Below are 21,562 nucleotides of genomic sequence, written 5' to 3'. Positions count from 1 at the left end.
AATTCTATCGCAAACTTGTTTTTCACCATCTGTATTAAGTTGTTTATCTTGATATATATATTAATACTTTTCATATTAAAAATCAATGTTATTTAGTGGATTATATTATAGTATTTGTAACTACTATTAATATTTTCCTCTTAGTTCTCTTTCTATATTTCTTTGTGCATCTTTTTTAGCTAAGTCTTGACGTTTATCATGTAACTTCTTACCTTTAGCTAATGCTAATTGTACTTTAACTTTTCCATTTTTAAGATATACACTTAAAGGAATTAATGAATAACCTTTTATAGTTGTAAGTCCAATAAGTTTTCTTATTTCATGCTTGTGAAGTAATAATTTTCTAGTTCTTAAAGGATCTACATTGAATCTATTTCCTTGTTCGTATGGGCTTATATGAACTTGTTTTAAAAATACTTCACTATTGTCTACAGATGCATATCCGTCAGTTAGGTTCATTTTACCTTGTCTTATTGATTTTACTTCTGTACCTTTTAATTCGATTCCACATTCATAAGTTTCTTCTATAAAATACTCATGTCTTGCTTTTCTATTTGTAGCTAATGTTTTTGTTCCTGCCATACTCTCACCTTCTTAACTTTAAAATTTCTTCACTAACATTTATAAGTAAAAATATACCATATCTATACTTACTAGTCAAGTTATAAGACCCTACTTAAATACCTAACAATTCATTTTGTAGGGTCTTATTATTTATTTGTTATTATTCTTCATCTTCTACTTGAGTTTCTTGATTGTCATCTTCTATTTTATAAAGTATTCTAAAGTCGATTTCTCTTAAATCAACATTTACATTTTCAACTCTAATTCTTACAGGATCACCTATTCTATAAGTCTTTTTAGTTCTTTCTCCTATTATAGTATATGTCATATCGTCATAAATATAATAATCATCTCCCATATTTGCAAGTCTGCATAATCCTTCTACTGTTGTATCTAATTCTATAAACATACCAAATGATGTTACACTTGATATGATACCATCGAATTCTTCTCCAACTTTGTCTAACATATATACAGCTTTGTAGTAATCTTTTACATCTCTTTCAGCAAGTTCTGCTGCTCTTTCTCTTTCTGATGATTGAACTGATGCATATTCTACTATATTAGTAAGTTGTTCTTGTCTCTTATTATTTATTTTGTTATTTAAATGTTCTTTCATTATTCTGTGTATTTGTAAGTCAGGATATCTTCTTATTGGTGAAGTAAAGTGACTGTAATACTGTGCAGCTAGACCAAAGTGACCACTACATTCTGGTGAATACTTAGCTTGCTTTAATGAACGTAACATTATTGTACTTATAGCTTCTTCTTCTCTTTTTCCTTTTATATTTTCTATTATAGATTGTAATGCTTTTGGATGAACTTCTTCTAAATCACCTTTTATAGTATATCCAAATGTAGATATAAATTTATTTAAATCTTGCATTTTTTCTGGTGATGGAGTCTCATGTATTCTATAAACAAATGGCATGTTTAACCAGAAGTAATGTTCTGCTACTGTTTCATTTGTTATAAGCATGAATTCTTCTATTATTTTATTAGATATTCTTCTTTCATAATGTTTTATATCTTTAACTGTTCCTTCTGGATTTAATATTATCTTAGCTTCTGGGAAGTCAAAGTCTATTGCTCCTCTTTTTGTTCTTCTATCCATAAGTATTCTTGCTAATATTTCTGAATTTTTAAATTCTTCTACTACATGAGCAAATTTAGCTTTTAATTCTTCATCATCTTTTTCTAATATATCTGAAACTTCTGTGTAAGTCATTCTAGCTTTTGAATTTATTACTGTTTCTTGTATATCATATTTCTTAACTGTACCTTTTCTGTCTATTTCCATAAATACTGATAATGTAAGTTTATCTTCATTAGGATTTAAACTACACATACCGTTAGATAGTGTCTTAGGTAACATTGGTATTACTGTATCTACTAAATAAACTGAAGTTGCTCTTTTTAAAGCTTCTTTATCTAGCTTACTTTTTTCTCTTACGTAGTGAGTAACGTCAGCTATATGAACTCCTAGTTTGAAGTTCCCATTAGGTAATACTTCTATAGATATAGCATCATCTAAGTCTTTTGCATCTTCACCATCTATTGTGAATATGTTTAAGTTTCTTAGGTCTACTCTTCTATCTAATTCATCCTCTGGTATAGCTATTGCTACATTTTCCGCTTCTTCTAATACTCTTTTAGGAAACTCTTCAGGTAATCCGTGTGCTTTTATTATAGAAAGTATTTCTACTTCTTTTGTACCTTTTTGTCCTAGTATTTCTACTACTTTACCTTCTGGCTTTCTACCCGCTTGTGGCCATACAGTTATTTGACATACTACTTTATCATTATCTCTTGCACCAGAGAAATATTTTTTAGGTATATATATATCTTGGTTAAATTTCTTTTCATCAGGTATAACAAATCCGAAGCTTTTACTTGGTTGGAATACTCCAACTACTTTAGTTACTTCTCTTTGTAATATTTTTATTATTCTACCTTCTGCTCTTTTTTCATCTGTAGCAGGTGTTACTATTTCAGCTACAACTCTATCATTATGCATTGCACTGTTTATTTCACTTGCTGGTATAAATAAGTCTTGTGTATATTCTTCATCAGACTCAACAAACCCAAATCCTTTTCTATGAGCTACAAATTTTCCTACAAAGTATCCCATTTGTTTAGCTGATGCTATTTTACCTTTTTTAGTTTTACATATATATCCGTCTTCTTCTAATTCTTCTAAAAAGTTATAAAACATCGGCATTTCTGTTGAATGTATATCAAATATAATTGCCAATTCTTCTTTTTTTAGAGGATTGTATGCTTCTTCATTTATTAGTCCTAATAAACGTTCTTTAAGTCCTGGTAACATTTAAGTACCTCCTATTTTTGTATTTTATATCTATATCAATTGCATAATATAAAAAACTATCTATACTGTATTTTATGTTTCTTTAAATATATAATTGATACTAATTTTTATTTCTTATTTTTTAGTTTAAATCTATCCGTTTCTTTTAGTTTAGTTACATATATAAACTAAACTTTTATAATACTATTTCCTTATTATACACCATTGCCATACATTGGTAAATTAAACTTATATATATTTAGTTTTTCCGTTATTCAAAAAAAATAGACATATTTTGATACATGTCTATTTTTGGTATTTAATAATAATAAATTTAATCATAAAGTCCGTTTAATACTCTACTTATAGTCGCTTTACTCCATCTTGTTTTTCTTGATATCTCACTATAACTAAGTCCACAAAATCTTAAATCTTTTATACTTTGTATATCAATATCTGAAATTTGTTTTTCTTTTGGTCTTAATGTATTTTTTCTATCTCTTAATCTTAGTATTTCTTGTTTTAAATTATCAATTTCATCTTGCTTCTTTCTTAATTTAGATTCATATGCATCTCTCATCTCATTAAACTCTAATATGTAACTTTTCTTCCACTCATCTTCAGTTTTCATTTTAAACATTGCCATAATTAATTCCTCCTTGTTTCAGTAGTGTTGTACCAATCATAACAATTGATTTCTTTAAAACTTTTTAAAATCCTTGTTGTTTATTACAACTTTATTACGTTAAATTTGTGTATTTTTCAACATTTATAACTAATAAGTCTGATTTTAACCTTATATATTTTTAGATTTTTATATTGTAATGAAAGTGTATATCGCAATATGCTTATAAATTATTTTTAAATCTACTAATTTATTTCCAAAAAATGGTTGACTATATTTATTTTTTGGAATATAATAAAAACAGTAATGATTACTATTATTAAATTAATGGAGGGTTTATTATGAATTTAAAAGGAACTAAAACTGAACAAAATTTAATGGCTGCTTTTGCTGGAGAGTCTCAAGCAAGAAACAAGTACACTTGCTATGCTTCTCAAGCTAAAAAAGAAGGATACAACAAAATAGCTGCTGTATTCGAAGAAACAGCTCACAATGAAATGGCTCATGCTAAGATGTGGTTTAAATTATTACATGACGGTGTTCCAACTACTGAAGAAAATTTAAAGGATGCTGCAAGTGGTGAAAACTACGAGTGGGTTGACATGTATGAACAATTCGCTAAAGATGCTGAAGAAGAAGGATTCAAGCAAATAGCATTCTTAATGAGAGCTGTTGGTAAAATAGAAAAGCAACATGAAGAAAGATACTTAGAATTACTTAAAAATCTTCAGGAAGAAAAAGTATTCGTTAAAGAAGAAAATGTTGAGTGGAGATGCATGAACTGTGGTCATATACATGTAGGTCCTAAGGCTTTAGAAGTCTGTCCTGTATGCGCTCATCCTAAGGCTTACTTCGAAATAAAAGCTGACAAATTCTAATAATATATGAAATTTTCAAAGCAAAGAGAATTAATATTAGACACTATTATGAAAAGTGATATTCATCCCACAGCAGATTATATATATAATTCTCTAAAAAAAGATAATCCTAACTTAAGTTTAGGTACGGTTTACAGAAACCTAGCTCAATTAGTTGAAAATGGATTTATTCATAAGGTTAGTATGCCTAATCAATCTGATAGATTTGATAAAAATATCAAACCTCACGCTCACATAATTTGTGATGTATGTAATGAAGTTTATGATATTGATTCAAGCTCTATAAAGTGCTTTATAAATAATCTATCAAGTGAACATGATGTAGATATTAGCTCTTATAATATAGTCTTTAAAGGTATCTGTAAATCTTGCAAAAAAGCTGACTTAAAAATCTAAGTCAGCTTTTTTATTTATTAAACTTTACTTTTTTTAATTTCTAGATGTTCAAACCAAGCACTTACAATATTTTTAACCAATACCCCAACTAAAAATATTATCCATGATACATCCCAGTTATCATAAGTAAAACTAACTATAAAGTATACTATCAAAGTTAATGAGACTACTATTGATCTTATTCTATATTCCATAGGTGTTTTTTTACTTCCTTTATCTTTCCACTGGATAAATTCTTCATATAATTCATCATTAATTCTAGATAATGGTCTATCATGATTATTATATCTAAATATACCAGTAGCTATTGCCACTATAACTAATAATATAACTACACCTAATATTTGAAATTTTTCAGTTGATTCTGCAAAGAGTAATAATGGTATTGGGCACATTATATATAGCATAGTGGCTATTGTTGTTCTTATGCTTGATTTTTTTCTATAATCTTCTTCTTCTTTTGTATAATTCCTAACGTCTTTTATCAATCCATTTATATCGCCAATGTTATCAACTGCTCTTGAATAAGCTTCTGCTTCATCTAATCCCATATCTAGTAAATCATTATACTTATCATTTATATTTGACAGTATTTCTTCTTTTAGCTCATATGATTTTCTAGTTTCAGGTGCATTTTTAAATAAATCGTCTACATACCTTTTAATTTTATTATTCATATTTTTCACCCCTATAGTTTTATATTCAACTATCTATTAATCCTTTCATTTTTTCAGTCATCCCTATGTTTTATATATATTTTTTTAATTAATATTGGTGCATATAAAAAAAGAGTATTTCTAGATGAACTAAATCACCTTGAAATACTCTTTTTTCTCTTAAAAACTAAATTTAATTTTTAAATATTAATCAGTTATATTAAATAATGGCCAATTATTTAAATTACTTAATTAAAAGCATTGCTAATGCATTTAAGAAAAATAATACTGCTGATATTTTTGTAACTCTTCCAAGAAAAGCTTCTTTTCCTTTTGGCTTGAAGTAACTTTGATTCCCTTCTCCACCAAATTGTGAAGGAACTGCACTCTTAGTGTCTTGTGGCATTATGCTCCCTATTAAAACAACAGCTAATACTACTTGTACACCCATTAATATTGTAGTTATATTCATAGTTACTCCTCCTCTCTTTTGTTTTTTCAAAAATTTTGCTTACTCTTTAATATATCACATAAACCTAGTGTATTCAAGCTATGTACCTAATTTTGCTTATATGTATAATTATTGCCATTTTATATTTTTTCTATTAATATTAGGCTTTTGTTATCTAATATTTTTTCTAAAATAAATTCTGAATAGCTAAAAAGCACCTGTCACATAGTAATTTATAATTATTTATGTGATAAGTGCTTTACTAAATAGAAAAATTAGATTTTATCATACTTATATACTATGAACTTTTATTAAGTTAGTTGTTCCACTTACTCCAACTGGTACTCCTGCTGTTATTACAACTAAATCTCCTTCTTTTAAGTAGTTCATATCTTTTACTGAATTGATTGAGTTATCGATTATCTCATCAGTACTTCCTGCATGACTTGTCTTAACTGGGTATACCCCCCAAGTTAATGCCAATCTTCTCATTACTCCTTCATCTTCTGTTGTTGCTATTATTGGACACTTAGGTCTAAATTTAGATACCATTCTAGCTGTATGCCCACTTGATGTAAATGTTACGATTGCTGAAGCACTTAAATCTACTGCTGTTGTACATGTTGCATGACTTATTGCATTTGTTACTGTTACTTCAGTTACTTTTCTTTCTTTTAACATTTCATCATAGTCTAATGTTTGTTCCGTTCTTTTAGCTATTGTTGCCATAGTTTTTACAGCTTCTATTGGATATTTACCTGCTGCTGTTTCTCCTGATAGCATTATTGCATCTGTCCCATCATATATAGCATTTGCAACGTCTGTTACTTCTGCTCTTGTAGGTCTAGGGTTTCTCATCATAGAGTCTAGCATTTGTGTAGCTGTGATAACTGGCTTTCCTACTTCATTACATTTTTTTATCATCATTTTTTGAGCTATTGGTATTTCTTCTGTTGGAATTTCAACTCCTAAATCTCCTCTAGCTACCATTATTCCATCAGATACGTTTAGTATATCATCTATATTTTCTACACCTTCATGGTTTTCTATTTTAGATATTATTTGTATATGTGTAGCATTGTTTTTTTCTAATACTTCTCTTATAGCTAATACATCTGATGCTTTTCTTACAAATGATGCAGCTATATAATCTATGCCTTGAGCTATACCAAATTCTATATCACTTATATCTTTGTCTGTTAGCGCTGGTAAGTTTATTTTTACTCCTGGTACGTTAACTCCTTTATGATTTTTAACTATTCCTGAGTTCTCTACTTTACAGTGTATATCTTTTCCGTGTACTTCTTTAACTCTTAGTCCTACTAATCCATCATCTATTAGTATAACGTCTCCTTCTTTAACATCATTTGCTAATTCTTTGTAGCTAACTGTACATATTTCTTTAGTTCCTACAACGTCTTCCATTGTTATAGTAAAGTTTTGTCCTTCTTCTAATAATACTTCTGGGTCTGCAAAGTTTCCTGTTCTTATTTCTGGTCCTTTAGTATCTAATAAAATTGCTATTGGCTTGTCCAAATCAGTTCTAACTTTTTTAACTAAATCCATTCTTGATTTATGTTCTTCATGAGAACCATGAGAGAAATTAAATCTACATACATTTAATCCGTTTAATACAAGTTCTCTTAGTATTTCTTCTTTATCTGTCGCTGGTCCTAATGTACATACTATTTTAGTTCTTTTTATATTTTTTAACATTGCTTTGCCTCCTAAGTATTGCTGTTTCTCGATGTCTCTATTAATAATTTTTACTATTTATTACATTATTATGCCCCACATTATTGTAGATACTATTGTCATTGATAAACCTATTAATGATTCATATGGTATTAATTTTAATCTATCTCCTATGCTCATATTTGTTGCTCCTGCTGTTGCATGGAAGAATGAACCATGTGGTAAATGATCAAGTACTGTTGCTCCTGCATGTACCATTGCTCCACCTGCTAATGGTGATACTCCAGATGCTATTATAGCTGGTGCAAATGTAGCTGATGCTATTGTTGCTCCTGCTGTTGTAGATGCTGTTGCTGCTGACATTAATACTCCTGATATTGGTGCTAATAAAAATGCTGGCATATTCATTGCATCAAGTAATCCTATTGTTGTTTGTTGTAATGTTGATGCTTTTATTATTCCTGCTACTGTACCAGTTCCTATTAAAAGTATTGCAACTGGCATCATCTTTGAAAGTCCAAATGTTATATATTCATTAAGATTTTTAGCTTTACCCATTACTAAACATCCAACTATACCTCCAACTGGAAGTGCTATTAATGGATCTATTGCTATGCCTGCTATTGGTCTTAGTGCAAGTAATACTATTGCTACTACTGGACCTATTATCGCTGCAAAGAATGATGGTAACTGTTCGTTTTCTTTGTCTTGTTTTACTTCTTCTATTTTAGTACCTTTAATTTTTTTAGCTAACATTGACGCTAGTATTACTGTAACTGTAAGTCCTACTAATGCTGGTATTATGTTAGCTGCCATTAAAGATGATAATTCTACTCCAAAGTTTTCTGCTGCTGATATTGTGTTAGGGTTTGGTGATATTATATTACCTGCTTTTCCTCCACCTATCATTGCTAGTAATATTACCATTGGTGCATATCCTAATTTTTTAGCTATTGCTAGTGCTATTGGTGCTACTGTTATTACTGCTACGTCTACGAATACTCCAACTGATGTTAGTATCATAGTTGATAGTGCTAATGCAAATAATGCTCTTTTTTCTCCTAAAGTCTTAATAATCTGGTCTGCTATTTTAGCTGCAGCTCCTGTTTGTATAAGCACTCCAGCTAGAACCCCTGAAGTTACTATACGAAGTATTGCTGGCATTATATCTTTTGCCCCGCCCATCATTACGTCTACTGTACCAGTGAGTCCTGCTCCACCTACTAATCCTCCAACTACAGCTCCTAAAATTAAACTGTATGCTGGATGTATTTTTTTGATGATTAAAATGATAGCTACCGCAAGTCCTAATAGGGCTCCTAATGTTGTTATTTGTACATCCATTTATTCCACCGCCTATTCTCCATTGTCTATTTTATTTTTAAGTAGATATATTTCATTAATATTTTCTTTTGTTTAGTATCAAATTTATTGCATAGCTTTTATTAAATTAAATATCTGAGTTGTTGTTTCTATCATATTTGCAGTTGCATTTTCTTTTTGCATAGCTTCTTCTAAAGACATTGATCTATTTACTATTGAGAAATATGCATCAATTCCTTCTTCATTACATTTAACTGCATCTGAAGTTGTACATCCTGCTATAGCTATTACCTTAGCTCCATGCTTTTTAGCAAGTTTAGCTACTCCTATAGGCGCTTTACCCATAGCTGTTTGGTTATCTAGCCTTCCCTCTCCTGTTATAACTATATCTGCATCTTTTATTTCATCTTCTAGTTTTATCTCATCTAGTATTATCTTTATTCCTGATTCTAATTTAGAATTTAAAAATCCTAAAAATGCAAATCCTAGTCCTCCTGCTGCTCCAACTCCAGGTACTTGAGCTATATCTTTTCCTAAATCTTTTTTAACTACCTCAGAGAAGTTTATTAATCCTTTATCTAGTTCTTCAACTATCTCTTTAGTTGCGCCTTTTTGTGGTCCATATATATGTGCCGCTCCATTTAATCCAAATAATGGGTTGTTAACGTCACATGCTATTTTAAAGTTACATTCATCTAACTCTTTTAATCTATTATCTATTTTTATACTTTTTATTTCATTAAGTACTTTTCCACCTAATCCAACTAAGTTATTATTTTCATCATAAAACTCAAATCCTAATGCTTGAAGCATTCCTACTCCACCGTCATTAGTAGCACTTCCACCTATACCTACTATAAAGTTTCTACATCCTTTTTCTATAGCTTCTTTGATTATTTCTCCTACTCCATAAGTTGTTGTATTTAAAGGATTTCTAAGTTCTGTTGGAACAAGTGGTAATCCTGATGCTTGAGCCATTTCTATTATTGCTGTATTTGTTTCTTTTAATATTCCGTAAGTTGCATTTACTTTTTCATTTATAGGACCTGTAACTGATATTACTTGTTCTTGACCATTCATACCTTCTACAAGTGCTTCTACTGTACCCTCTCCACCATCTGCTAATGGCATTATTTTTATATCTGCTCTATTATAAACATTTAATATTCCTGTTTTAATTGCATTTGCTGCTTCTATTGAAGATAAACTTCCTTTTAACGAATCTATCGAAATTACTATTTTCATATCTTTCGCCTCCCTTTGTTAACATTGTACCAAATACATTTTTCGACATATATATTATATATACTAAATTAATACGTTTTCAAAACTTATTTTTTATTATATATAACATTGATTAATACTATTCTTTTTTAAATTAAATTATAGTTTATTTTATGCAAAAAAATAAACTTATTCTTAATTATTTTTTTGACAAAACAATTTAAAAATAAGTTTATTTAACTAGCTCTTTACTTATAAAGATAGTTTTATAGATACTGCAATATAAAGTATCACTGATTCATTAAAACATCTTGGATTTAATCCGCATTTTTGTTGGATCTTTTCTAGTTTATATTGCAATGTATTTTTATGAATATATAAATCTTCTGATGTTTGTTTCAAAGACATGTTGTTTTTATAATAAATTTCTAATAAATCTATTTCATTATCATCTAAGTTTTGAAGTGTTTTTTCTACATATTGATTTTTTATTTCATTATCTACACTTTCTAATATTAATTCTAATTGTAGTGAATCTATATATGTTAATATTTTATTATTTTTGCTAGAATGTTTTAGAGCTATTCTTGCTTCTTGATAGGACTTATGACTTTCATATAAATTCTTTAGCCTACCTACTCCGCCACTTAGCTGACCCTTATATTTTTTTAATATATCCATATATACAAATTTAAGCTTTTCATATCTTTCTTCATTGACTAATGCTATAAATTCATTTGGATAAATATAAATTTTAAATATATTTCCTATAGTATCAAAAACTCTTTTTATATCACTTTCTATAATTTCTAAATCTGACGTACTATGAGTTTTATTAATTTTCATTATTACAATTGCGAATTTTTGATTCATAGATATTTTAAATTCTTGTAATATATTTTCTATCTCTTCTTTATCTTCTACATTATCATATATAAGAGACTTTACAACATAGTTTATTCTTTGTTTATCAGCCTCATGTTTGTAGTTTAATTGTTGTTCTTTTATAAAAATTTCAGTAATTTTGGTAACTAAAAAACCAAACTTGCTTATTTCACTTGGTTCTCCAGTTATTCCTATTGCACCTACTGCACTTTCATTTATTCTTATAGGATAATTTATTCCTTTTTTGCTGCCCTTATACTCGTCATTGTCTTCAACAGTTATATTTTTTAAATTTTTTATAGCTTTGTATCCTGCTTGATGAAAAGTATTTAATCGTTTTTTGTCTGTACTTCCTATTATTATTCCATTTATGTCTATAAAGTTTATGTCTTTGTCCACTACTTCTTTTACAGCATTTACTATCTCTTGAGCTAAATTTAAACTAATTTTATTAACTGCCATAAAGTTATCCCTCTTAGATATTATTTTTTATAAACATAAAGGGTCTTAGATTTCTCCAAGACCCTTTCATTTATATTAATTTAAGTTAAAACTTAAATTATTTTTTTAAGTTGTAGAAAGAATTTAATCCACAGTATCTAGAAGATTCTCCAACTATTTCTTCTATTCTTAATAATTGGTTGTATTTAGCAACTCTATCAGTTCTTGATGGAGCACCAGTTTTTATTTGTCCAGCATTTACAGCTACAGCTAAGTCAGCTATAGTAGTATCTTCTGTTTCTCCTGATCTATGAGATATAACTGCAGTGTATCCAGCTCTCTTAGCCATTTCTATAGCATCTAAAGTTTCAGTTATAGTTCCTATTTGGTTAACTTTAACTAATATAGAGTTTGCTACACCAGCATCTATTCCTCTTTCTAATCTTTCAGTGTTAGTTACGAATAAGTCATCTCCAACTAATTGTAATTTGTTTCCTAATCTTTCAGTTAATAACTTCCATCCATCCCAATCTTCTTCGTCTAATCCATCTTCTATTGTTATTATAGGGAAGTTGTTAGCCCAATCTTCGTATAAATCAACCATTTCAGCAGCAGTTAATTCTTTTCCTTCTCCAGCTAAAACGTATTTTTTAGTTTCTTTGTTGTACATTTCTGTAGCAGCAACGTCAAGACCTAATCTTACGTCATCTCCTGGCTTATATCCAGCTTTTTCTATAGCTTCAACTATTAATTCTAAAGCAGCTCTGTTTGATGATAAGTTTGGAGCGAATCCACCTTCGTCACCTACACCACAAGCTAATCCGTTAGCAGCTAATACGTTCTTTAAAGAGTGGAATACTTCTGCACCCATTCTTAAAGCTTCTTTGAATGACTTAGCTCCTACTGGTAATATCATGAATTCTTGAACGTCAACGTTGTTATCAGCATGCTCTCCACCGTTTATTATGTTCATCATTGGAACTGGTAATTGCTTAGCATTAACTCCACCTATGTATTGGAATAATGGTAAACCAACTTCTTCAGAAGCAGCTCTAGCTACAGCCATAGAAACCCCTAATATAGCGTTAGCTCCTAATTTACCTTTGTTTGGTGTTCCGTCTAATTCTATCATAACTGCATCTATTCCTGGTTGGTCAGTAGCGTCCATACCTTCTAATTCAGCAGCTATTATTTCATTTACGTTAGCAACAGCTTTTTCAACACCTTTTCCTAGGTATCTTGATTTATCACCATCTCTTAATTCAACAGCTTCGAAAGCTCCTGTAGAAGCTCCTGATGGAACTATAGCTCTTCCAGTTACTCCACTTTCTAATACTACCTCAACCTCAACAGTTGGATTACCTCTTGAATCTAATACTTCTCTAGCATATACTAATTCGATTACTGACATATCTTTATCTCCTCTCGACTTTTAGTAGGTGATTTTATCAACCTAAATTTTTTTAATAATTTTAATACTGTTTAAAATTTCGTCTTATTATATAAAATATAAAAAGCTTTGATGGGTAAATTATAATTTTATATAACTTTTTAAATTTTTTAGTATTTTATAATTTAAGGAACTTTTTAAAATTCCATGTGTTATGCGTTAAATTGAATTTTATAATTAATTTATTTTATTATTAAAGATTCTCCAGTCATTTCTTCTGGTTTCTCTAAGTTCATCATATCTAATACTGTTGGTGCTATATCGCTTAATCTTCCGCCTTCTCTTAGCTTCATAGATTTAGCTTCTTCACCTACCACTATAAATGGTACTGGGTTTGTTGAGTGTGCTGTTATAGTTGTTTTCGTTTCTGGATCTTGCATAAGTTCTGCATTCCCATGGTCAGCTGTTATTAATGCACATCCTCCTTTAGAAACTATTTTATCAACTATTTTTCCTACACATGTATCAACAGTTTCAACAGCTGTTATTGCTGCTTCTACAACTCCTGTATGTCCTACCATATCAGGGTTAGCATAGTTTAAAACTATGAAATCATATTTATCTTCATCTATTTTAGCAAGTACTTTTTCAGTTAATTCATCAGCACTCATCTCTGGTTGTAAATCATAAGTTGCAACTTTTGGAGATGGAACTAATAATCTATCTTCACCTTCATTTGGTTCTTCTACTCCACCGTTGAAGAAGAATGTAACGTGAGCATATTTTTCAGTTTCTGCTGTTCTAAGTTGAGTCTTATTATTTTTTGCTAGGTATTCTCCTAGTGTGTTTTCAAGGCTTTGAGGTTTGAACGCTACATTAACATTCTTTATTGTTATATCATATGTAGTTAAACATACGAAGAATGTTTTTACGTTAGGTCTTTCAAATCCAGCAAAATCAGTGTCAACTATTGCTCTAGTTATTTCTCTGGCTCTATCTGGTCTAAAGTTACCAAATACGATAGAATCTCCTTCTTTTATTGTTCCTACTGGTTGATTATTTTCAACTATAACTGTTGGAACAACAAATTCGTCATTCTTATCATCTGCATAAGATTTTTCTATAGATTCTTTTGCTGAAGTTGCTGTATTTCCTTCACCTTTAACCATTGCATTATATGCAAGTTCAACTCTTTCCCATCTCTTATCTCTATCCATAGCATAGTATCTACCTGAAACTGAAGCAAATTTACCTACTCCAAGTTCTTTCATGTAATCTTCTACATTTGCTATAAATTCTAAAGCACTTCTTGGAGCAACGTCTCTTCCATCTGTGAAAGCATGAACGAATACATTTTTAACTCCATTTTCTTTAGCCATTTTTAAGATACCTTTTAAGTGGTCTATATGAGAGTGAACTCCTCCATCAGATAATAATCCCATTAAATGAAGAGAATGATCTTTAGCGTTATTCATAGCTTGTAATAATACTTCATTCTTGAAGAAATCACCATCATTTATTGATTTACTAACTCTAGTTAAATCTTGATATACTATTCTTCCTGCCCCGATGTTTGTGTGTCCTACTTCTGAGTTACCCATTTGTCCATCTGGAAGACCTACATCTAAACCACTAGCGTTTATTAAAGTATGAGGGTTGTTTTCAACTATTTTATCTAAATTAGGAGTTTTGGCATTTAAAACAGCATTTCCTTCAACTATTTTACTTTCTCCAAAACCATCCATGATTATTAATGCGATTGGTTTTTTCATATTTGATCTCCTTAGTAATTAACAAGTTGTGTATAATCACTAGCAGCTAAACTAGCTCCACCAACTAAAGCTCCATCTATGTCGCTTTGTCCCATTATTTCTGCTACGTTTGCAGGCTTAACACTTCCACCGTATTGAATTCTAACTTCGTTAGCTAATTCACCGTAAAGTCCAGCTACAACTTCTCTTATGTATTTTATTACATCGTTAGCATCTTCACTTGTTGCAGTTTTTCCAGTTCCTATAGCCCATATTGGCTCATAAGCTATTACAACTTTAGCTAAATCTTCTTTAGCTACGTTTTCTAAAGCTTTTTCTACTTGAACTTTACATACTGCTTTAGTTTCTCCTGCTTCTCTTTGCTCTAAAGTTTCTCCACAACATAATATTGGATCTATTCCAACTTCTAGTGCTTTTAAAACTTTTTTATTGCAAGTTTCATCTGTTTCATTGAAGTATTGTCTTCTTTCAGAATGTCCTATTACTACATAGTCCATATCTATTTCTTTAAGCATTAATGGAGATACTTCACCAGTGAATGCTCCGTTTTCTTCGTAGTGCATGTTTTGAGCACCTATCTTTATGTTAGTCCCCTTAGTTGCTTCTTTTAAATCTTTTAATAATGTGAAAGGTGCACATATTACAGCTTCTACATTATCATTATTTACTTTATCTTTAACTTCATTCACAAATTCTAAAGCTTCTGCTATAGTTTTGTGCATTTTCCAGTTTCCTGCTATTATAGGTTTTCTCATTTTAATTATTCCTCCCACTTGGTATTAAATCTTTGAGAAATCTGAGTTTTTCAGATTTCTCAGGATTTAATTTTAAATTTATAAGGATGTTTTATTTTCATAAAACTAAAACTGTGGACAATTTTATATATATAAATGTTTGACATGTTTAATTAATGTCTCACGATAATATTCAAATTTATTTGTTATCTAAAGCTACTATTCCTGGTAATTCTTTACCTTCTAAGAATTCTAATGATGCTCCACCACCAGTTGATACGTGAGTCATTTTATCTCCGAATCCTAATTGGTTAACAGCTGCAGCTGAGTCTCCACCACCTATTACAGTAGTAGCATCAGTTAATGCTGCCATAGCTTTAGCAACAGCTAATGTACCTTGGTTGAAGTTTTCAAATTCGAATACTCCCATTGGTCCATTCCATACTATTGTTTTTGATTCATTTACTGTTTTTACGTATAATTCGATAGTCTTAGGTCCTATATCTAGTCCCATATGTCCTGCTGGTATGTTAGCATCTTCAGTTATAACTGCAGCTACATCAGCAAATTTATCAGCAACAGCGTTATCTATTGGTAATAATAAGTTAACACCTTTAGCTTTTGCTTTATCCATCATTTCTTTAGCGTATTCTACTTTATCTTCTTCAACTAATGAAGTTCCTATTTCATATCCTTGTGCTTTTAGGAATGTATAAGCCATTCCTCCACCTATTATTAGGTTGTCTACTTTTTCTAATAACTGCTCTATAACAGCTATTTTATCCGATACTTTTGCTCCCCCTAATATTGCAGTAAAAGGTCTTACTGGAGTTGCTACTGCTTCTCCTAAGAACTTTAATTCTTTTTGTATTAAGTATCCACAAACTCTTTCTTCTAAGAATTCACCAGCACCTACTGTAGAACAATGTGCTCTATGTGCAGTACCGAAAGCATCATTTACAAATATTTCAGCTAATGAAGCTAATTCTTTAGAGAAGTTTTCCTCATTTTTAGTTTCTTCTTTTCTGTATCTAGTGTTTTGTAGTAATACTACATCACCATTTTCCATTTTTTCTACTGCTACTCTTGCATTTTCCCCTACAACGTTATCATCAGCAGCAAACACTACCTCTTTGTCTAACATTTGTGATAATCTAGCAGCAACTGGTGCTAAAGATAGCTCTGGCTTAGCTTCTCCTTTTGGCTTTCCTAAGTGAGAACATAATATAACTTTTGCGCCTTTTTCTATTAAGTATTTTATAGTTGGTAAAGCTCCGTTTAATCTGTTTTCATCTGTTATAACACCATCTTTTAGTGGAACATTGAAATCACATCTTACTAAAACTTTTTTTCCGCATACGTTTATATCTTCTATTGTTTTTTTGTTAAGCATTGACATATTTATTATCTCTCCTTTTAAAAATAAAGCTAACCCATTGTTAATTCTATCAACTCTTCATAACACCGAATTTAGCATATCACGTTTCTTTTTTAGTTTATAATTTATGTTTACCCTTTAGTTGTTTTAAAAAAGTCCTAAGCCTATAGTTTTAACTACAAGCTTGGACTTTATATGAAATTACTTAGCTAATCCAGCAAAGTATCCTAATGTTCTTATTAATTGAGCAGTGTAAGACATTTCGTTATCGTACCAAGAAACAACTTTAACTAATTGCTCTCCGTTTACTTCCATAACTTTTGTTTGAGTTGCATCAAATAATGATCCGAAATCTATTCCTATTATATCAGTAGATACTAATTGCTCTTCAGTGTATCCAAATGATTCATTAGATGCAGCTTTCATAGCAGCATTTATTTCTTCTACAGTAGTTTTCTTTGCTAATGTACAAACTAATTCAGTTAATGAACCAGTTATAACTGGAACTCTTTGAGCTCCTCCGTCTAATTTACCTTTTAATTCAGGTATAACTAAACCTATAGCTTTTGCAGCTCCTGTAGTGTTAGGAACTATACTTGCAGCAGCAGCTCTACCTCTTCTTAAGTCACCTTTTGCATGAGGTCCATCTAATGTATTTTGATCATTAGTGTAAGCATGTATAGTAGTCATGAATCCTTTTTGTAATTCAAATTTATCATTTAATACTTTAGCCATTGGTGCTAAACAGTTAGTTGTACAAGAAGCTCCTGATATAACTGTTTCAGAACCATCTAATATATCATGGTTTACGTTGAATACTACTGTTTTTAAATCTCCTGTAGCAGGTGCTGATATAACAACTTTCTTAGCTCCAGCTTCTAAGTGAAGTCCAGCCTTCTCTTGAGAAGTGAAGAATCCTGTACATTCTAATACTATGTCTACCCCTAATTCAGCCCATGGTAAGTCAGCTGGGTTTCTTTCAGCAGTAACTTTTATTTCTTGTCCGTTAACAACGAAAGCTCCGTCTTTAACTTCTATTTCACCATTGAATCTACCTTGAGCAGAGTCATACTTGAATAAGTGAGCTAATGTTTTAGCATCTGTTAAGTCGTTTATTGCAACTACTTCAAACTTATCAGTTTGCTCCATTAATTTTCTTAAAGCTAATCTACCTATTCTTCCAAATCCATTTATCGCAACTTTAACCATCTTGCTACCTCCCTAAATGTAATTAAATATATTCTGACTAGCACTGCTAGTTATAAACTTTATTATACTAATTCTAATATTCTATTAGCGCTTTCCTCATCGGTTATAAGCACTATGTTTTTATTAATCTTTGTCATCGCTATTAAAGCATCTGCTTTTTTTGTTCCTGCAAATATGGCAATGTTTTCTTTTACATTTTTAAATGTGTCTAAGTGAATACCTACTGTATTTAACTTACAAACTATTTCACCATTTTCATTGAAGTAATGTCCAAAGGCTTCACCTATTGCGCCTTTTTTAACTATCTCTTCAACTTTTTCTTCAGGAAGTCTTCTTCTAGTAGCCATCTCAGCTGCTATCCCTATCCCAAAAACTAACACATCAGTTTTTTCAATCATGTCTAATGTACTTTTTATTTGAGGTTCTTGAGTAAGTGTTTTCATTGCTGCTGTACCTAACTCATCAGGTATATGTAACAACTTATAATTTGAGCTAAGCTTTTTGCTTGTTGTTGCTACTACATTATTTGACTGAATTTCCACATCTTTACCCATACTTCCTCTAGCAGGAACTATTGTAGCGTTTTCATATTTCTTTTCAGTCTTTATAGCATTTGAAAATTCTAACATTGTACTTCCACCAGTTATAGAAACTATATCTCCATCCTTTAGGATGCTTAAGAAGTACTCTGATCCAAGTCTAGCTACATCTTTTATTAAGCTTGGATTATTATCATAGCTACCTGGTACTAGTAAAACTTTTTTGATTCCTAGCTTTTCTTTTACCTTTTCTTGTAGTGTCGATAATCCCATGATGTCATTCATCATATCTTTAAGTTCGTCTAAAAGCTCTAATCCTTCTTGAGTCATGGTCATTCCCGATACTGCTACGTCTATAAGACTTTGTTCTTTTAGGAATTCAGTTTCTGACCTTACTACTCTTTCGCTAATTCCTAGAACATTTGATAATGTTCTTCTACCTATCGGCTCGCTTAAAGATATTTGTCTTAGAATAGAGTATCTTCTTTCCATAACCTCTATAACTTGTGGAATTAACTTTTGCTGTATTTTTAATAAGTTTTTCATATTGTAACTCCTTATTAGTCATTCACCTAAGGGACTTTTTTCGTCCCTTGAGTTTATTTTAGTCCCACAAGATAATTTTATTTTAAATGAAATGGAAAGATATTTCAATACTTTTTATAATATTTTTATGTTTTTTTATTTTCTAGTACTCTTTTCTCTTATTCGACGATAAAATTCCTAATTCTTCTCTATATTTTGCAACCGTTCTCCTTGCGACATTAATTCCTTCTTGTTTCAGCAATTTAGATATTTTTTCATCACTTAATGGTTTATTTTTATTTTCGTTCTTTATTTTATCCTGTATTAATTTTTTTATGCTAGTACTAGAAATCCCGTCATAATCTTCACTTTCTAATGAACTACTAAAGAAATATTTAAATTCAAACATACCAAAAGGAGTTAGCATATATTTTCCATTTACACCTCTACTAATTGTCGATTCATGGAAGTCCAATTTTTGAGCTATATCTTTCATTCTCATTGGCTTTAAATATCTTATTCCATATTTAAAGAATTCCTCTTGTAATTTAACAATTTCTTGAGCTATTTTTAATATAGTGTTAGCTCTACTATCCATATTTTTTATTAATTCTGTTGCTGAATTTAATTTTTGTTTTATAAATTCCTTTGCACTCTCATCTGATTGTGCACTTTTTAATATTTCCTTATAAAAATTATTTATTTTTATTTTACAACTGTCACTTTTATTATTATATACTATAAATTCATCATCTATCTTCTCTACAATTACATCAGGCTGTACATAAACACTTTTTTCAGCATTACAGCTTAATCCAGGTTTTGGATCCAATGTTTTTATTATGCTAATTAAGTTAACACATTCTTGCAATTGAATTTTATATTTCTTACTTATTTCTTTATATTTATTATTAGCTATAAGTTGTAAATCATTTGCAATAATTTCTTCTAATATCTCATTTTGAATGCCTAAATTATTCATTTGAATTTTTAAACATTCTGATAAATTTCTCGCACCTACTCCGCTAGGTTCAAGTTGTTGTATATTTAATAAGCATGTTTCAAATAAAGTTTCATCTATATTCAACTTTTTTAGAATCTCTTTTTCTTCGCATCTAAAATAACCATCTTCATCTAAACTATCTATTATATATTTACAAATTTCCATTTCCTTATTATCTAATTTATATAAACTTATTTGAAAGTGTAAATTTTCATATATATTTGATGAATACTTAATCATATTTTCTAAATTTATATCATTATCTGAGTTATAATTTATTTCATTTTTATCAAATCTATTAGACTTTTCAATATGTTTTATATATTCTTCCCAGTTTATATCACTTGTTTTTTCTACTTCTATTAATGGATTTTCTTCTGCTTGTTTTTTTATTTCTTCTTCTATTTCTAATTTATTCATATTAAGTATCGATAGCGATTGTTTTAATGCAGTTGTCATTACTAGTTTTTGAGATTGTGTCAGCTCTAAACTGTTATTAAAATTCATAATACTCACCTCATTATTTAAATATAAGCTTTTTAATTTCCCCATATATTCAATAAAATTAAAATAACTTAAATAACAACTTGCTAAATATAGTTACTTTAACTTAAGAAAACCCTTTTGTACAAATATATTCTATCATATATTTTGCACAAAAGGGTTTTATAGGTTACATCTCGTTTAAGATTTCTCTAAGTTCTTCTTCTGTATACTTATATTTAGAGCTGCAGAACTGACATCCGATTTCAGCTTCTTGTTGTTCATCTATTATAGCTTGTAATTCATACTTACCTATAGCTATTAAAACTTTCTTTACTCTTTCTTTTGAACATTCACATTCAAATCCTACTTCTATCTTGTCTAATATTCTAGGATTTAGCCCATCTAGAACTATACTTAATATCTCTTCTGGTGTTTTTCCTTCACTCATCATAGTAGTTATAGATGGTAATTTAGATATATTTTGTTCTAATTGAGATATAGTTTCTTCTGTTGCATCTGGCATTAATTGTACTATAAGACCACCAGCATGTTCTACATGTAACCCTGTAGTAAGTACACCTAATGCAACTATTGATGGAGTTTGCTCTGATAGTGCAAAATAGTGAGTTAAATCTTCTGCTATTTCTCCACTTACTATAGGATACGCTCCATTGTAAGGTTCTCTAAGACCTAAATCTTTAGTTACCTTTACAACACCATTTGTACCTACAGCTGCTGCAACGTTTAATTTACCATTTTCATAGTCAGGAACTTCTACGTATGGATTTTCAACATATCCTTTAACTATTCCTTTTGAATTTGAAGTAGCAAGTATAGAACCTATCGGTCCTCCACCTTTTATGATAACAGTGATCTTATCACCTTCATTTTTCATCATTAAACCCATCATAGATGTAGCTGTTATAGTTCTACCTAGAGCTGCTGTTGCAACCTTTGTAGTATCATGTAATCTTCTAGCTTCTTCTACCATATTAGTCGTAGTTGCGACGAAGGCTCTAACTTGTCCATCGCCAGCAGTTGCTCTTATTACGTAATCTTTCATACATATTCCTCCGCCTT

Annotated in this window: 18 protein-coding genes and 1 pseudogene; 2 read left to right on the top strand and 17 right to left on the bottom strand. The window is 30.1% G+C overall.

Annotated features, from left to right (window positions below):
* Positions 1–126: 126 nt before the first annotated feature.
* From smpB to NWE74_RS13585, 3 genes are all read right to left on the bottom strand, one after another.
* Complete coding sequence (gene smpB, locus NWE74_RS13595) at positions 127–582, bottom strand: SsrA-binding protein SmpB (RefSeq protein ID WP_258243534.1); 456 nt, start codon at positions 580–582, stop codon at positions 127–129.
* Positions 583–724: 142 nt separating this feature from the next.
* On the bottom strand, positions 725–2,893 hold the full coding sequence (rnr, locus tag NWE74_RS13590; RefSeq protein WP_258243533.1) for a ribonuclease R: 2,169 nt from the start codon (positions 2,891–2,893) through the stop codon (positions 725–727).
* Between the two features lie 313 nt (positions 2,894–3,206).
* Positions 3,207–3,518 (bottom strand): DNA-binding protein, encoded by a 312-nt coding sequence (locus tag NWE74_RS13585; RefSeq protein ID WP_258243532.1) that lies wholly within the window; start codon positions 3,516–3,518, stop codon positions 3,207–3,209.
* A 320-nt stretch (positions 3,519–3,838) separates the two neighbouring features.
* Here NWE74_RS13585 and rbr point away from each other — a divergent pair, with 320 nt between their 5' ends.
* Positions 3,839–4,375 (top strand): rubrerythrin, encoded by a 537-nt coding sequence (gene rbr, locus NWE74_RS13580; RefSeq protein WP_309137285.1) that lies wholly within the window; start codon positions 3,839–3,841, stop codon positions 4,373–4,375.
* Positions 4,376–4,381: 6 nt separating this feature from the next.
* Positions 4,382–4,771, top strand: a complete 390-nt coding sequence (locus NWE74_RS13575) for a Fur family transcriptional regulator (RefSeq protein WP_258243531.1) — start codon at positions 4,382–4,384, stop codon at positions 4,769–4,771.
* 17 nt (positions 4,772–4,788) lie between these two features.
* Here NWE74_RS13575 and NWE74_RS13570 read toward each other — a convergent pair whose 3' ends face one another.
* From NWE74_RS13570 to hslO, 14 genes and pseudogenes are all read right to left on the bottom strand, one after another.
* Positions 4,789–5,448: a permease prefix domain 1-containing protein gene (locus NWE74_RS13570; RefSeq protein WP_258243530.1), complete on the bottom strand. Its 660-nt coding sequence runs from the start codon at positions 5,446–5,448 to the stop codon at positions 4,789–4,791.
* A gap of 223 nt (positions 5,449–5,671) precedes the next feature.
* On the bottom strand, positions 5,672–5,893 hold the full coding sequence (gene secG / locus NWE74_RS13565) for a preprotein translocase subunit SecG (protein WP_309137311.1): 222 nt from the start codon (positions 5,891–5,893) through the stop codon (positions 5,672–5,674).
* A 279-nt stretch (positions 5,894–6,172) separates the two neighbouring features.
* Positions 6,173–7,594 (bottom strand): annotated as a pseudogene (gene pyk / locus NWE74_RS13560) (pyruvate kinase); the annotation flags it as partial.
* 60 nt (positions 7,595–7,654) lie between these two features.
* Entirely contained in the window at positions 7,655–8,917 is a 1,263-nt protein-coding gene (locus NWE74_RS13555; protein ID WP_258243528.1) for a GntP family permease, read from the bottom strand.
* A gap of 84 nt (positions 8,918–9,001) precedes the next feature.
* A complete protein-coding gene (locus NWE74_RS13550) occupies positions 9,002–10,141 on the bottom strand; it encodes a glycerate kinase (RefSeq protein ID WP_258243527.1) in 1,140 nt (379 codons plus the stop codon).
* Between the two features lie 231 nt (positions 10,142–10,372).
* Complete coding sequence (locus NWE74_RS13545) at positions 10,373–11,467, bottom strand: CdaR family transcriptional regulator (protein ID WP_258243526.1); 1,095 nt, start codon at positions 11,465–11,467, stop codon at positions 10,373–10,375.
* 97 nt (positions 11,468–11,564) lie between these two features.
* On the bottom strand, positions 11,565–12,857 hold the full coding sequence (eno, locus tag NWE74_RS13540; RefSeq protein WP_092727106.1) for a phosphopyruvate hydratase: 1,293 nt from the start codon (positions 12,855–12,857) through the stop codon (positions 11,565–11,567).
* Positions 12,858–13,078: 221 nt separating this feature from the next.
* Entirely contained in the window at positions 13,079–14,608 is a 1,530-nt protein-coding gene (gene gpmI / locus NWE74_RS13535) for a 2,3-bisphosphoglycerate-independent phosphoglycerate mutase (RefSeq protein WP_258243525.1), read from the bottom strand.
* Between the two features lie 11 nt (positions 14,609–14,619).
* Entirely contained in the window at positions 14,620–15,363 is a 744-nt protein-coding gene (gene tpiA, locus NWE74_RS13530) for a triose-phosphate isomerase (protein WP_258243524.1), read from the bottom strand.
* Between the two features lie 178 nt (positions 15,364–15,541).
* Positions 15,542–16,741, bottom strand: coding sequence for a phosphoglycerate kinase (locus NWE74_RS13525; protein WP_258243523.1), 1,200 nt, complete (start codon positions 16,739–16,741; stop codon positions 15,542–15,544).
* Between the two features lie 180 nt (positions 16,742–16,921).
* Positions 16,922–17,929 carry a type I glyceraldehyde-3-phosphate dehydrogenase gene (gap, locus tag NWE74_RS13520; protein ID WP_092727102.1) on the bottom strand — a complete coding sequence of 336 codons (1,008 nt, stop codon included), beginning with the start codon at positions 17,927–17,929 and terminating at the stop codon, positions 16,922–16,924.
* A 62-nt stretch (positions 17,930–17,991) separates the two neighbouring features.
* Entirely contained in the window at positions 17,992–19,014 is a 1,023-nt protein-coding gene (locus tag NWE74_RS13515; protein WP_258243522.1) for a sugar-binding transcriptional regulator, read from the bottom strand.
* A 142-nt stretch (positions 19,015–19,156) separates the two neighbouring features.
* Positions 19,157–20,503, bottom strand: a complete 1,347-nt coding sequence (rpoN, locus tag NWE74_RS13510) for an RNA polymerase factor sigma-54 (RefSeq protein ID WP_258243521.1) — start codon at positions 20,501–20,503, stop codon at positions 19,157–19,159.
* A gap of 166 nt (positions 20,504–20,669) precedes the next feature.
* Positions 20,670–21,545 carry an Hsp33 family molecular chaperone HslO gene (gene hslO / locus NWE74_RS13505; RefSeq protein ID WP_258243520.1) on the bottom strand — a complete coding sequence of 292 codons (876 nt, stop codon included), beginning with the start codon at positions 21,543–21,545 and terminating at the stop codon, positions 20,670–20,672.
* Between the last annotated feature and the right edge of the window lie 17 nt (positions 21,546–21,562).

The organism is Romboutsia lituseburensis, assembly GCF_024723825.1.
GTDB lineage: Bacteria > Bacillota > Clostridia > Peptostreptococcales > Peptostreptococcaceae > Romboutsia_F > Romboutsia_F lituseburensis_A.
This window is presented reverse-complemented; position numbering and strand designations above follow the sequence as displayed.

Coding starts and splice junctions, on each gene's coding strand:
- smpB (WP_258243534.1), bottom strand. CDS start 582: ATGGCAGGAACAAAAACATTAGCTACAAATAGAAAAGCAAGACATGAG.
- rnr (WP_258243533.1), bottom strand. CDS start 2,893: ATGTTACCAGGACTTAAAGAACGTTTATTAGGACTAATAAATGAAGAA.
- NWE74_RS13585 (WP_258243532.1), bottom strand. CDS start 3,518: ATGGCAATGTTTAAAATGAAAACTGAAGATGAGTGGAAGAAAAGTTAC.
- rbr (WP_309137285.1), top strand. CDS start 3,839: ATGAATTTAAAAGGAACTAAAACTGAACAAAATTTAATGGCTGCTTTT.
- NWE74_RS13575 (WP_258243531.1), top strand. CDS start 4,382: ATGAAATTTTCAAAGCAAAGAGAATTAATATTAGACACTATTATGAAA.
- NWE74_RS13570 (WP_258243530.1), bottom strand. CDS start 5,448: ATGAATAATAAAATTAAAAGGTATGTAGACGATTTATTTAAAAATGCA.
- NWE74_RS13555 (WP_258243528.1), bottom strand. CDS start 8,917: ATGGATGTACAAATAACAACATTAGGAGCCCTATTAGGACTTGCGGTA.
- NWE74_RS13550 (WP_258243527.1), bottom strand. CDS start 10,141: ATGAAAATAGTAATTTCGATAGATTCGTTAAAAGGAAGTTTATCTTCA.
- NWE74_RS13545 (WP_258243526.1), bottom strand. CDS start 11,467: ATGGCAGTTAATAAAATTAGTTTAAATTTAGCTCAAGAGATAGTAAAT.
- eno (WP_092727106.1), bottom strand. CDS start 12,857: ATGTCAGTAATCGAATTAGTATATGCTAGAGAAGTATTAGATTCAAGA.
- gpmI (WP_258243525.1), bottom strand. CDS start 14,608: ATGAAAAAACCAATCGCATTAATAATCATGGATGGTTTTGGAGAAAGT.
- tpiA (WP_258243524.1), bottom strand. CDS start 15,363: ATGAGAAAACCTATAATAGCAGGAAACTGGAAAATGCACAAAACTATA.
- NWE74_RS13525 (WP_258243523.1), bottom strand. CDS start 16,741: ATGTCAATGCTTAACAAAAAAACAATAGAAGATATAAACGTATGCGGA.
- gap (WP_092727102.1), bottom strand. CDS start 17,929: ATGGTTAAAGTTGCGATAAATGGATTTGGAAGAATAGGTAGATTAGCT.
- NWE74_RS13515 (WP_258243522.1), bottom strand. CDS start 19,014: ATGAAAAACTTATTAAAAATACAGCAAAAGTTAATTCCACAAGTTATA.
- rpoN (WP_258243521.1), bottom strand. CDS start 20,503: ATGAATTTTAATAACAGTTTAGAGCTGACACAATCTCAAAAACTAGTA.
- hslO (WP_258243520.1), bottom strand. CDS start 21,545: ATGAAAGATTACGTAATAAGAGCAACTGCTGGCGATGGACAAGTTAGA.